This is a genomic window from Leeuwenhoekiella obamensis (assembly GCF_055391795.1).
Genome location: NZ_AP029251.1, coordinates 1898479 through 1911709 on the forward strand (window position 1 = coordinate 1898479; position 13231 = coordinate 1911709).

At 38.3% G+C, this 13231-nt stretch carries 10 protein-coding genes; 7 read left to right on the plus strand and 3 right to left on the minus strand.

Features of this window, described 5'->3' with window-relative positions; all coding sequences use genetic code 11:
* Positions 1-62: 62 nt before the first annotated feature.
* Both ACZ5L8_RS08485 and bcp read right to left on the minus strand, forming a co-directional pair.
* Positions 63-1649 (minus strand): PhoX family protein, encoded by a 1587-nt coding sequence (locus ACZ5L8_RS08485; protein ID WP_464440886.1) that lies wholly within the window; start codon positions 1647-1649, stop codon positions 63-65.
* Positions 1650-1897: 248 nt separating this feature from the next.
* Positions 1898-2356: a thioredoxin-dependent thiol peroxidase gene (gene bcp, locus ACZ5L8_RS08490; protein WP_462597797.1), complete on the minus strand. Its 459-nt coding sequence runs from the start codon at positions 2354-2356 to the stop codon at positions 1898-1900.
* A gap of 34 nt (positions 2357-2390) precedes the next feature.
* On the opposite strand from bcp, the gene ACZ5L8_RS08495 reads away from it, so the two are divergent.
* The gene (locus tag ACZ5L8_RS08495; protein ID WP_464440887.1) at positions 2391-3041 is read left to right on the plus strand and encodes an endonuclease III domain-containing protein; all 651 of its coding nucleotides are present in this window, start codon (positions 2391-2393) and stop codon (positions 3039-3041) included.
* A gap of 235 nt (positions 3042-3276) precedes the next feature.
* Here the strand turns inward: ACZ5L8_RS08495 and ACZ5L8_RS08500 are convergent, their stop codons facing one another.
* Complete coding sequence (locus ACZ5L8_RS08500) at positions 3277-3861, minus strand: RNA polymerase sigma factor (RefSeq protein ID WP_462597795.1); 585 nt, start codon at positions 3859-3861, stop codon at positions 3277-3279.
* A 300-nt stretch (positions 3862-4161) separates the two neighbouring features.
* Here ACZ5L8_RS08500 and uvrA point away from each other — a divergent pair, with 300 nt between their 5' ends.
* The 6 genes from uvrA (at position 4162) to ACZ5L8_RS08530 (ending at position 13229) form a co-directional block, all read left to right on the plus strand.
* Positions 4162-6942 (plus strand): excinuclease ABC subunit UvrA, encoded by a 2781-nt coding sequence (gene uvrA, locus ACZ5L8_RS08505; RefSeq protein ID WP_464440888.1) that lies wholly within the window; start codon positions 4162-4164, stop codon positions 6940-6942.
* Positions 6943-7123: 181 nt separating this feature from the next.
* Entirely contained in the window at positions 7124-7642 is a 519-nt protein-coding gene (locus tag ACZ5L8_RS08510; RefSeq protein WP_464436552.1) for a hypothetical protein, read from the plus strand.
* 100 nt (positions 7643-7742) lie between these two features.
* Positions 7743-9140 (plus strand): tRNA uridine-5-carboxymethylaminomethyl(34) synthesis GTPase MnmE, encoded by a 1398-nt coding sequence (mnmE, locus tag ACZ5L8_RS08515; RefSeq protein WP_464436553.1) that lies wholly within the window; start codon positions 7743-7745, stop codon positions 9138-9140.
* A 969-nt stretch (positions 9141-10109) separates the two neighbouring features.
* Complete coding sequence (locus tag ACZ5L8_RS08520; protein WP_464436554.1) at positions 10110-10598, plus strand: hypothetical protein; 489 nt, start codon at positions 10110-10112, stop codon at positions 10596-10598.
* Between the two features lie 1117 nt (positions 10599-11715).
* Entirely contained in the window at positions 11716-11904 is a 189-nt protein-coding gene (locus tag ACZ5L8_RS08525) for a ribbon-helix-helix domain-containing protein (protein ID WP_464440941.1), read from the plus strand.
* Between the two features lie 158 nt (positions 11905-12062).
* A complete protein-coding gene (locus ACZ5L8_RS08530; RefSeq protein ID WP_464436555.1) occupies positions 12063-13229 on the plus strand; it encodes a cysteine desulfurase family protein in 1167 nt (388 codons plus the stop codon).
* Positions 13230-13231: the final 2 nt, after the last annotated feature.

Below are 13231 nucleotides of genomic sequence, written 5' to 3' on the forward strand. Positions count from 1 at the left end.
AGGTATTAAATAGGTAAGGCTTCCGCGAAAGCGAAAGCCTTAAAACCCTTTATTTTAAAAACTTATCTAGGAAGCCCTTGTAAGATCACAACTTGTGAACCTTGATTGTCTTCATAAGATGCATTGTAGTGCCCATCAAGACCTTTAAAGAATTCATCTTTCCAGTAGTGAGGTTGCAATGCAAGAAGGAAGGTACCTTCTACCCCAACTTTGTCTGAGATATCGATAAGTGAACCAAATTCTCCTGAGAAATCCTCTGGCTCGCCAGCAAGCGTTTGATCTACAACTAGACGTAGAACGATCTTGATATTATCTCCGTTAAGATCACTTTGATAGATATAAGAGTTATGATTACGGCTGAAAGAGTTAGGATCCTCCTGGAAGTAGATAAAGTTTTCTGTTACACAGATGTTATCTGGGCTTTGAAGTACAGATAAGTTACCATCCATATTATTAGTATCTGTATTACCACTTACAACCTGAGTAAGTTTACCCTCTAGCGGATTGTTCTCATCAAGGATAAGTTTATAAACAGTTCCCCAGTCGTTATAAGTACCAGCACCAGGGCCACGACCTGTAACGTTAAAATATACATGACGATTTGCAGCTGCAGAACCTTTACCATAGTCTACGTCTTCAACACGCATAAATTGAGAAGCGTTAACGGCTATACAAGCAGTTTCCATCTCGTTCTTTGTCATTGCCGCACCGTTAGCGATCTCAACAAATTCTACTGCATATTCTTTTTTGTGATCAAGATCACCTTCATTATACGTAGTACCAGCAGTAACAGCCATAACGCCATCAGCACCATCTGATACTTCTTTAAAGCGAAGCACATAGATCTTACCTCCATCTAGATCAGCGTCACCGCTCTCTGATAGATACATAGTAACTTGACCTTCTGATCCGCTTGAATCATCGTCACCACCTAGAATTACAGTTTTACCTGGGAAGGCATCCTTAGGAAGTGGCACAGCATTTTCCCATGAGAATTCTCCTAGCGCATCAAGACCAAAGTCTGCTGTAGGTGTAGGAGTTGTAACATAAGGATCAATACCTTTTACATCATAGCTAATACTCTCTGAAGCTGATAAGAAAATATCTTTATCACCACCGTGAATCGCAGCTTCCCACATTGTACCAGAACATTGACGTGCATAATCAGCCACACCAGAGTTCAATAGATAATCTCCTTTATAAGGAATAAGGTTTTTATCAAGAAATATTCTTGAAACAGCATAGTCATCCTCGTTATTTACAACATAGATGTACCCATCGCTGTTAGGATCTTTTAAGAAACCAGCACCATCTGCAGCACCTGCAAGATTGTAACCATCTATATTATCTGTAGTAGAGATAAGTGAATATGCATTAACGTTTCCAAATGTTGGGTTGATCAATACTAGAGGATCCATAGGAGACTTATTTGCAAACATGGTAGGCTCTGGAGTAAAGTCTTCTCCATCCTCACCATCTGCACCGTCCTGACCATCTACTCCGTCTTGACCTGCTGGTCCTTGTTCTCCTTGTGCACCTTGTTCTCCTTGAGGCCCTTCTGGTCCCATTTCTCCTTCACAAGAAATAAAAAGACCTGCCGCCATCATTAAAGCTCCAGAAGTAAGAGCTAGTTTTCTTAATGTAAACATGTTTTGGTATAAATTAGTTGTGTTAATGTTTCGTACCAAAACTATCTATCCATTTTAGCTTATGCGTTAAGGTTATTTAGCGCTTAGTTTAACATAACAACAAGCAAGTGTTAAAAACGTTAACTAAGCTTTAATAATTAGAATTGTTCTGCATAAGCGTATAATTCACTTAAAAACAAAGCATAAAAAAACCTCCCGGTTTAGAGAGGTTTTTGTTCTTTTCGCTTAAAGCGAAATAAACTAGCGTATTATCCCAAGATCTGTGCTGCGTGATCCTTAGTTTTTACCTTTTCTATAACTTCTGTCACAACGCCTTCTTCATCGATCAAAAAAGTAGTGCGGTGAATACCATCATACTCGCGACCCATAAATTTTTTAGGTCCCCAAACGCCAAAGGTGTTGATCACCGTTTTATCTTCATCCGCCAGCAAAGGGTAAGGAAAACTATATTTATTCTTAAAGTTGGTCTGTCTTTTTTGTGAGTCTGCGCTTACGCCCAAAATCTCATAGCCCGCATCCTGAAGTGCTTTATAATTATCGCTCAGGTTACATGCCTCTGCAGTGCAGCCAGGCGTTGAAGCCTTAGGGTAAAAGAAAACCACAAGCTTTTTACCTTTATAATCTTCTAGAGAGATATCGTTACCATCTTGATCTTTTGCAGTAAAGTTAGGAACCTTATCTCCTACATTTAATCTATTCGTTAGCATAATCGTTATTTTTGTGACCATAAAATTAGACAAAATGACCAAGGCCGAAAAGGTAGCGTTTGTTATAAACACGTTAAACAGATTATATCCTCAAATTCCCATCCCACTAGATCATAAAGATCCTTATACTTTGCTTATCGCTGTTTTGATGAGTGCACAAAGTACAGATGTGAAGGTTAACCAGATCACTCCGTTACTGTTTGAAGTTGCAGACAATCCTTATGATATGGTAAAACTCTCTATTGAAGATATACGAGAGATCATTAAACCTGTGGGGCTTTCGCCAATGAAAGCAAAAGGCATTCACGGTCTGTCTGAAATATTGATCGAGAAATATAATGGTAACGTACCACAATCTATTGAAGCCTTAGAAGAACTTCCTGCTGTGGGACACAAAACGGCAAGTGTTGTGGTTTCTCAGGCATTTAATATACCGGCGTTTCCTGTAGATACACATATTCACAGATTGATGTACCGCTGGGGACTGACTAATGGTAAGAACGTTGTACAAACGGAGAAAGATGCAAAACGCATTTTCCCAAAAGACCTCTGGAACGAGCTCCACCTTCAGATCATTTGGTATGGGCGACAGTATAGTCCGGCGCGTGGCTGGAATTTAGAAAAAGACATTATCACCGCGACGATAGGTAGAAAAAGTGTAATTAAAGAATACTACAAAAAATAGAAAAGCCCGCTGCAAAGCGGGCTTTTCCGGTTTTTAATTGAGAAGTATTTCTATCTTCCCGTTCTTAGAACTTATAACACTTAAAGCCTTTGAATAACTTAGCAGAAATTCAACGGTTTCTTTTTTTGGTTTAGATTGTGACCCACAGTCGTGGGGTGAAGAGTAAATTTGAGCCATTCGGTGTGTTTTGAAATTTATCTATTCTATAACGCACCAATTACTCATTTAGTTTATTCTAATTTGTTAAAATTATATTGTTCTTCTCGATCACCTTTCTAAGATTAATAAGTGCATAACGCATACGTCCCAGCGCGGTGTTAATACTCACATCTGTTTTGTCTGCAATTTCTTTAAAGCTCATGTCTTTATAGATACGCATTTTTAGCACCTCTTTTTGATCATCAGGGAGTTCTTCTATCAGTTTGCGCACATCATCTTCTACCTGCTCTTTAATAAGTTGCTTCTCTGCATTTAAGCTACTATCGCTCAATACCGAAAAAATGCTAAACTCACCGCTATTGTCAAACTTAGGCATGCGGCTATTTTTTCTAAAATGGTCTATCACAAGGTTATGAGCAATACGCATTACCCAAGGCAAGAATTTACCTTCTTCGTTATAACCACCGCGTTTAAGCGTGCGAATCACTTTAATAAAGGTATCCTGAAAGATATCTTCAGTGATGTCACGGTCATAAACCTTGCTATAAATAAAACTGTATATTCTTTGTTGATGTCTATTGATTAGACAGGAAAGCGCATTTTCATCACCCCGTATGTAGTTTTTTACTAGGGTCGCGTCATTAGTTAACACATCCTCCATACTCTTACTTTTGTAGGTTAATTATAGTGGCCTGAGGCCGAGATTAATAAGCTAAAAAGTAAAAGTTTTGTATACGCGTTTAGGTTTGTGTTAATACAGAATCAAATATAACAACTTTCATTCCAAATAAACAATTTCTCAAAATAAATTTAACATTAACAGCTTGTTAGCGTTATATACTTAAAATAATACTTGCATTGATTTATCTTTGCTAATCTTTTGGCTTAAGCCAAAAAAACACAGCGACATACGCTTTTTACACACGCATAATTCGCCACATTAAACAGGTTATCCCACAGTATGACAGTAGACGTTGCAACAGCTGATCCTAAAAAGAATATAATAATTAAAGGTGCAAAACTGCACAACCTTAAAGATATCAATGCCATCATCCCACGTAACAAACTGGTGGTGATCACAGGCCTTTCGGGTTCTGGTAAGTCTAGCCTTGCTTTTGACACTTTGTATGCAGAAGGACAAAGACGTTATGTTGAAAGTCTTTCGTCTTACGCGCGTCAATTCTTGGGCCGACTTGATAAGCCTAAAGTAGATTATATTAAAGGGATTGCACCGGCGATCGCTATTGAGCAAAAGGTAAATAGTACCAATCCGCGCTCTACCGTGGGGACAAGTACAGAGATCTACGATTATCTTAAGTTGCTTTATGCACGCGTGGGGAGAACGTATTCTCCTATTTCTGGCAACGAGGTAAAAAAGGACACGGTTACAGACGTCATAGATCATGTTAAGACGTATGAGCCACGCACAAAACTATTGCTTCTTGCTCCTTTTATTATAGAAAAAGGAAGATCGCTGGAAGACAAATTAAATATCCTGCAGCAACAAGGATATGCCCGTATTAAGGTGAATGATAAAGTGGTGCGTATTGATGAGGCTAAAGCCAAAGAAAGAGACAAACTTTATCTTGTGGTAGATCGTATCATCACTGCTGATGACGAAGATTTTTACAACAGACTTGCTGATGCTGTGCAAACCGCATTTTATGAAGGTAAAGGAGAAACCATCATTGAAGAGATGGACGGCGGCAAGCAAAGACACTTTAGTAATAGTTTTGAGCTAGACGGAATGTCATTCTTAGAACCTAATGTGCATCTTTTTAGCTTTAACAATCCGTATGGCGCTTGCCCTACTTGTGAAGGATACGGCGATGTAATAGGTATTGATGAAGATCTTGTGATCCCTAATACTGGGCTTTCTATATATGAAGATGCTGTTTTCCCATGGCGCGGAGAAAGCATGAGTTGGTATCGCGATACGCTGGTAAACAGTGCGTATAAATTTGACTTCCCTATTCACAAACCATATTTTGAATTAAGCGAAGAGCAAAAAGATCTACTCTGGAAGGGTAATGAACACTTTGAAGGGCTTAACGACTTCTTTAAACATCTAGAGTCAAAAAGCTATAAGATACAGAACCGTGTGATGCTTTCTCGCTACCGCGGAAAAACAAAATGCCGCACTTGCGAGGGCAAACGCCTGCGCAAAGAAGCTACTTATGTAAAAGTGGGCGGAAAACCCATCACAGATCTGGTTAACCTGCCACTTACTAAAGTTGCTGCATTTTTTGAACAATTAGAACTAACACAATACGAAGGGCAAGTAGCAAAACGCTTGCTTAAAGAAATTAGAAGCAGATTAGAGTTCCTTGAAAAGGTAGGTCTTGATTATCTCACTTTAAACCGAAAATCCAACACACTTTCTGGTGGAGAATCTCAACGTATCAATCTTGCGACCTCGCTAGGCAGCAGCCTTGTGGGAAGTATGTACATTCTTGATGAGCCCAGTATAGGTCTACATCCTAAGGATACTGAGAAACTTATAGGCGTGCTTCAATCGCTTCGTGATCTGGGTAACACGGTGATCGTTGTTGAGCATGACGAAGATATCATGAAAGCCGCTGATGAGATCATAGATATTGGCCCCGAGGCAGGAACCTTAGGTGGTAATGTAGTTGCTGTGGGCACGTATGATGACATCTTAAAAGCAGATAGCCTTACGGCGAAATACCTAAACGGAGAGGAAGCGATAGAAATTCCGCGTAAGCGCAGAAAACATAAATATTATATTGACCTGATAGGCTGTCGTGAAAACAACCTGAAAAATATTGATGTGCACATCCCTCTGGGAACTTTTGTAGCGATCACAGGTGTTTCTGGTAGCGGTAAATCTACTCTAGTTAAAAAGTTATTGTATCCTGCAATGCTTAAAGAGACTGGCGGTTATGGCGAGAAACTAGGTCAGATCTCTGAAGTAAAAGGTCAGTTTGAGAATATTAAAAGTGTAGAGTTTGTAGATCAAAACCCTATAGGTCGTTCTTCACGCTCTAACCCGGTAACCTATATCAAAGCATACGATGATATCAGATCGCTTTATGCCAGCCAGAAACTAAGTAAGATTCGCAATTTTAAAACCAAGCATTTTTCATTTAATGTAGATGGTGGCCGCTGTGAGACTTGCAAAGGTGAAGGCGAAGTCACCATTGAGATGCAGTTTATGGCAGATGTACATCTGGAGTGTGAGACCTGTAAAGGTAAACGCTTTAAAAAGGAAGTTCTTGAAGTGACATTCCATGATAAGAATATTGATGACATCCTCAACATGACCATTGACGATGCTGTTGCTTTCTTTACAGAACATAAAGAAGATAAGATAAGTCGTAAGTTAAAACCGCTTCAAGATGTGGGCTTAGGTTATGTGACTTTAGGTCAAAGTTCCTCAACCCTTTCGGGTGGTGAGGCGCAGCGTATTAAGTTGGCTTCTTTTCTTGTAAAAGGAACCACAAAAGATAAAGCCCTCTTTATTTTTGATGAACCTACAACTGGCCTGCATTTTCATGATATTAAGAAGCTCCTAGCTTCCTTTGAGGCATTGTTAGAAAAAGGGCATTCAATTCTAGTAGTTGAGCATAATCTTGATTTGATCAAATGTGCAGATCATATTATTGATTTAGGTCTTAATGGTGGTGAAACAGGTGGTAATATCGTTGCTGCGGGCACTCCAGAAGAAGTAGCTAAAAATAAAGAATCATACACGGCTGAATATCTAAGAGAGAAACTTTAAAGGGCATTTGAGTAGTCTTTTGGCTTAAAGCCAAAAAATATTTTACATCTGTAAATTAAACTACTAAACTAATTTAGCCACTCACAACAGAGTGGCTATTTTAATTTTGGCACGTGCTTTGAAACTATACAAGTACAAACTTGAATGTTTACCGCGGAGGCATTCTTTAAAATGTATAGTTATGAAACGAAGACTACTTTTTTTGATGATGATCTTGGGTGGATTTACCGCTCAGGCAAACACCACCGCAGATCCAATTAAACGCAGAGCTACCGTGCATCCTGTGATGACACAACCGGTAATGTTTATTGAGGATGGTATAAAATTCTTTATCTATCCTGATGGTGCGATAGAGTTTGCAACACCGCTTAACGGCAGTTATGCATACAACACAGGACACAGAGGCAGCAGGTCTGCAGAATATGGTAGAAACCGCTCTTACTTTAATAATTATGTTATAAGAGATAGAGCTGGCAGAGTATATAAAGTGGGACGTGTGAACCTTTTTTATGATCGTACAGGCAAAGTAACGCGTGTGGGAGATACAAGAATAGGTTATAAACACGGCGAACTAGATCAAGTGGGAAGAATGAAAATTCATTACAACCGCAACGGTCAGTTCATCACCTACACAAACAAGGATTTTAAGCTAGATCGCAATGATGTGCGTATCGGCGATAGATCTAGAAGATATGATTAAGATTTCATAGTTGATTGGTTGATTGGTTAGTAAAGCCCCTGCCCATTTTGGGTGGAGGTTTTCTATATCATGGCACGAGGTAATTCTGTAATTTTGCAACATGCAGTTAAAAGATAATATCACCGCACTGGCAACTCCCGCAGGATCGGGAGCCATAGCAGTAATACGAGTTTCTGGTCCGCATGCCCTTGAGATAGGCGATGCTGTTTTTAAGCCTTACGGCAAAAAGGTGTTAAGCGAGCAACCTTCGCACACCATGCATCTAGGGAATGTTCAGGATGGATCGCGCGTTATTGATGAAGCCCTGGTGTCGATCTTTAAAGGTACACGCAGTTACACTGGTGAGCCTACTATTGAGATAAGCTGTCATGGTAGTCCGTATATTCAGCAAGAGATCCTGCAACTGCTATTAAGAAGTGGTTGCCGTGCAGCAAAAGCCGGTGAATTTACACTTAGAGCATTTATCAATGGTAAGATGGATCTTAGTCAGGCAGAAGCGGTGGCAGATCTTATCTCTAGCGATAGTGAGGCCAGTCATACCCTTGCGATGCAGCAAATGCGTGGCGGTTTTAGCAATGAGATCGCAAAGCTGCGAGAAGAGCTGCTTAATTTTGCTTCGCTTATAGAACTTGAGCTAGATTTTGCCGAAGAAGATGTGGAATTTGCGAACCGCGACCAATTTCAAGAATTGATCACCAGGATCACCCGCGTACTTAAACGCCTCATTGATTCTTTTGCAACAGGTAATGTTTTAAAAAACGGAATTCCGGTAGCTATTGTGGGCGAACCCAATGTGGGAAAATCTACTTTGCTCAATGCCCTTCTTAATGAAGATCGCGCAATTGTGAGTGACATTGCCGGCACCACGCGCGACACTATAGAAGATGAGATCGCCATAGGCGGTATAGGCTTTAGATTTATAGATACCGCCGGAATTCGCGAGACCGAAGATGTGATCGAGGGTCTGGGCATAAAAAAGACCTTTGAGAAGATCAAGCAATCTAATGTCGTTATTCTTTTGCTTGACAGCGAAAAAGCCTCTCACAGCCCAGAGCGTCTTAAAGAGATACAAATAGAAGTTGGCAAGATCAAAAATAAGTTTCCACAGAAACCATTGATCGTAGTTGCTAATAAGGTTGACAAACTCTCTGAAGAAGAAATTACTAGCATTAAAGCGGCGATCGATAATCCTTTATTCCTTTCGGCGAAAGCCAAAACAGGTGTAGAAGAACTTACTGAAAAACTACTCTCATTAGTAAATACAGGAGCATTGCGCAACGACGAAACCATCGTTACAAATAGCAGACACTACGACGCATTACTCAAAGCCCTTGAAGAAATTGAAAAAGTGCAAGCCGGTATTGATGCGGGACTAAGTGGCGATCTGCTCGCTATTGATATCAGGGAAGCGTTGTATCACTTCGGTGAGATCACAGGTCAGGTTACAAACGATGAATTGCTTGGGAATATCTTTGCTAATTTCTGCATCGGGAAGTAATTGTATATATACATATTAGTGGGAATTACCATGCTGTATCCGTACATCATTTATGCTATAACTACGCTATAACCACGCTATAACCGTTTGTGGTTTATGGGTAGTGATGCATCATGACTGCGCTGGATGACCTTGGATTTGATGAAAGCAGGATGAGGGAAGCTGGGTGATGTATCTCGGCTTTTGAGCGTATTTCCTCGTTGTTCGTTAAAAATTACAAGTATTGAATTTATAATTGCGATGGGAAATTCTGATTTTTAGAATATGTGTTCTCTTTGAAAGTTTTTTCTATTCTTTTGCCTTGATGCAAAAGAACCAAAAGATCAAGGCTGCACTATACTTTGGAAACTATTACGGCTTACTCGCTATATTCTGGAAAAAGGGCCAACCTATAACTCTGTTTTATAGTAGTTTTTAAAAGTCATCATCCTTTTAAAAAGAATTACCACCCCTCCAGAATATGGCCACTCCCTTCACCTATAGTTTTAACCAAAGTCTACTGAGGCCGTTTTTAAACCTCATTTAAATTTTTGTCATTTTATTTGAGAGTAGTGCATCTCGGCTCCGCACGATGAGCGTTGATTTGATGGATGCTGGATGCTGGAAGCTGGAAGTAGGAAAGTGAACCCTCCGACCCTTGCTTCGCTTGGTCACCTCCCTTAATGTATTAATGCAGGAGCTTTGATAGGTGCATCTCGGCTCCGCTCAATGACCGTTGATTTGATAGAAATAGGATGAGGGAAGCTGGGTGATACATCTCGGCTCTACTTGATGACATTGGGTTTATTGGACTTGCTGTTATGTGTACTAAAAATTATACTCTATCTATCATGAAGTGCGCATCTCTTAAAATGTCAAAAACATAGATATATCAAAACAAAAAAGTTTGAAGGTTATTGAAAATAGTTGATCATCTCACAGGTATATAAAGCACTATATATTATATTGAATACTGTAAATCAATATGATATGAAAAATATTCTTATACTACTTCTTTCTTTGACCACTTCATTCAATTCTTTGGGCCAAGAAAAAAACGAGCCTCCTCTACAATCAATTCATGGGATTATTGACGAATTACTTAATCAAATTACCATTGAAAAAGGTGAAAAGATGGATACTACGGCAGTCAGAAATTTATTTCATCCGTCAGCGATTCTTACTGTGGCTGATTCTACGCAAGCAGAAACACTATCTCTTGATGACTTCCTTATTCTTTTAAAAGATCCTTACTATGAAGAGGGATATCTTGAGCAAGAAATTCATAAGGTTGTTGATGAATATAATGGTATCGCCCAAGTATTCCAGACTTTCTACGGCAAGGACTCTGAGGGCATTGAAGAAAAAGGAATAAACAGTTATCAATTAACTTATTATAATGAGCGCTGGTGGATCGTTAGTCTGTTATGGACTATAGAATCTAAAAGTGTAAAAATACCTGAGAAATATGGAGGATAATAGAGGGAAGCATCTTGGCTTCGCTCGATGACCATGAATTAGATGGAAGCAGGATGAGGGAAGCTGGGTGATGTATCTCGGCTTTTGAGCGTATTTCCTCGTTGTTCGTTAAAAATTATAAGCATAGAGTTTATACTTGCGATGGGAAATTCTGATTTTTAAGTATGTGTTCTCTTTGAAAGTTTTTTCTATTCTTTTGCCTTGATGCAAAAGAACCAAAAGATCAAGGCTGCACTATACTTTGGAAACTATTACGGCTTACTCGATATATTCTGGAAAAAGGGCCAACCTATAACTCTGTTTTATAGTAGTTTTTAAAAGTCATCATACTTTTAAAAAGAATTACCACCCCTCCAGAATATGGCCGCTCCCTTCACCTATAGTTTTAACCAAAGTCTACTGAGGCCGTTTTTAAACCTCATTTAAATTTTATCATTTGATTTGAGAGTAGTGCATCTCGACTCCGCTCGATGACCATTGATTTGATGGATGCTGGAAGCTGGAAGTGGGGAAAGAAACCCTCCGACCGTTGCTGCGCTTGGCCACCTCCCTTAATAAATTAATGGAGGAGCTTTGGAAGGTGCATCTCGACTGCGCTCGATGACCTTGAATTAGATTGAAGTAGGATGAGGGAAACTGGGTGATGTATCTCGGCTTTTAATGATGAGCGTTGATTTGCTGGAAGTGGGGAAATTACTTTTGTATTGTAGCTTATTTTGATGAATTTGTGGCTTAGTGTTTTCATACACTCCTCATACACTATCCATGCTTTATCCATACACTATCTAGGGAGTATCCATGGATGAAAAATTAGGATGCATTTTAAGTGTGCCACGTCCTGAAATAGCTATACAGATTTATAAGCATATCCTGTTGCTTTTGTTTAAGGCTAATATTTAGTCCTGAATTGATTATATAGTTAATATTTTAAGCTCTATAAGTGTTGCTTTAATGCTCATATACTTCAGCGTTTTTCTTTATAATTGAGAACACCCTACATGATTCTCCTATGTAAAATTCTAAATACTTAATAAATTTTATTTCGAAAGCATCTATATTTAGCAAGCAAAAACCTAACTACATGAATATTAGTTTCACTAAAGAGTAAGAAGAATATATCTCAAAGCAAGTTGCTTCTGGAGAGTACCAGAATAATAGCGAAGTTATACGTGATGCGTTAAGAGTTCATGGTATATACCGGGAAAAAGTCATCCAAGATTTACGCATTGAAATCGAATTAGGCTGGGATGGTCCGGAAAGCTCAATACCTATGGATCAAATTATTGAATCAATGAGAAAAAACTAATTCACACACTATGTCTTCACACAAAATGAGTCTCAAAAAGGGACTAAATAATTTTAACTGAGGTCCAATTTACATTATGTTAAATTTGACAGGTAATTCAATGAATTTGATGAATATAATTTTGTTTTAAAAAACAATTATATATTAAAATATCTTGTTTGAATCATTATCAATTAATATTTTATCCGATTTACAGAATTACTTACATTGTATTTAAAGAATGTTCCTATTTTTATAAAATAGCTTTAAACCATATGGCTGAAAACCAATATTCTCCAAAATACTTGGATAATGCTTCTACGACACCTGTTGATCCAAGAGTATTGAAAGAAATGCTTCCATACTTTAGTGATTTTTTTGGAAATGCCTCAAGTCAGCATGAATTTGGATATAAGGCTAAAAGAGCGATTGAAAAATCCAGAGAACAGGTCGCTAATTTAATTAACTGTTTTGAAGACGAAATAATATTTACATCAGGGGCTACAGAATCAATAAATCTTGCTTTGAAGGGATATGTTGAAGCTAATGCTTATAAGGGAAATCATATAATCACTGTAAAAACTGAGCACAAAGCAGTTTTAAATACATGTGAATATTTAGAAACTAAGGGTATAGAAGTCACCTATTTAGATGTTGATAAGAATGGATTAATTGATTTGGATGAACTGGAAAGTAATATCACCAAAAAAACTATTCTTATATCTGTAATGTGGGTAAACAATGAAACAGGAGTAATTCAGCCAATAAAAAGAATTGGAGAGATTGCACATTCGAACAACATCTGTTTTTTCACAGACGCAACTCAGGCAGTAGGGAAAATCAAAGTTGATCTTCAGGAAAACTTAATCGATATGCTCTGCTTTAGTGGACACAAATTAAATGGCCCTAAAGGTATTGGGGTTCTTTTTAAGAAACCTGAAGTTAGTTTAACACCATTAATTCACGGGGGAGGTCAGGAAAAAGGTCTTAGGGGGGGTACATACAATAGTCCATTAATTGTTGGACTTGGTAAAGCTTGTGAATTAGTTAATGATGAATTTGAAGAAAATCTTAAAAATTTACTTTCTCAAGCAAATAAATTTTCAGATTATTTTGAGGATAATAAAATAGGTGAAATTAATTTCAAAAATGTTCCTACTGCTCCTCATATTTTAAGCATTACTCTCTTCAACTATGAAGCTGAAGAATTCTTAATAATAAAATCAAAAGAATTTTTAGCATCGACTGGAAGTGCTTGCAATGCTGAACTAATAGAACCTTCTCACGTTTTATCTGAATTATTTGACGACCCAAATATAATTGTCAGGATATCCACCACACCTTAAAA

What these genes read in the sequence shown, in the direction of transcription:
- ACZ5L8_RS08485 (WP_464440886.1), bottom strand. Translation starts at nt 1,649, where the DNA reads ATGTTTACATTAAGAAAACTAGCTCTTACTTCTGGAGCTTTAATGATG.
- mnmE (WP_464436553.1), top strand. Translation starts at nt 7,743, where the DNA reads ATGCAGTTAAAAGATAATATCACCGCACTGGCAACTCCCGCAGGATCG.
- uvrA (WP_464440888.1), top strand. Translation starts at nt 4,162, where the DNA reads ATGACAGTAGACGTTGCAACAGCTGATCCTAAAAAGAATATAATAATT.
- bcp (WP_462597797.1), bottom strand. Translation starts at nt 2,356, where the DNA reads ATGCTAACGAATAGATTAAATGTAGGAGATAAGGTTCCTAACTTTACT.
- ACZ5L8_RS08520 (WP_464436554.1), top strand. Translation starts at nt 10,110, where the DNA reads ATGAAAAATATTCTTATACTACTTCTTTCTTTGACCACTTCATTCAAT.
- ACZ5L8_RS08510 (WP_464436552.1), top strand. Translation starts at nt 7,124, where the DNA reads ATGAAACGAAGACTACTTTTTTTGATGATGATCTTGGGTGGATTTACC.
- ACZ5L8_RS08500 (WP_462597795.1), bottom strand. Translation starts at nt 3,861, where the DNA reads ATGGAGGATGTGTTAACTAATGACGCGACCCTAGTAAAAAACTACATA.
- ACZ5L8_RS08495 (WP_464440887.1), top strand. Translation starts at nt 2,391, where the DNA reads ATGACCAAGGCCGAAAAGGTAGCGTTTGTTATAAACACGTTAAACAGA.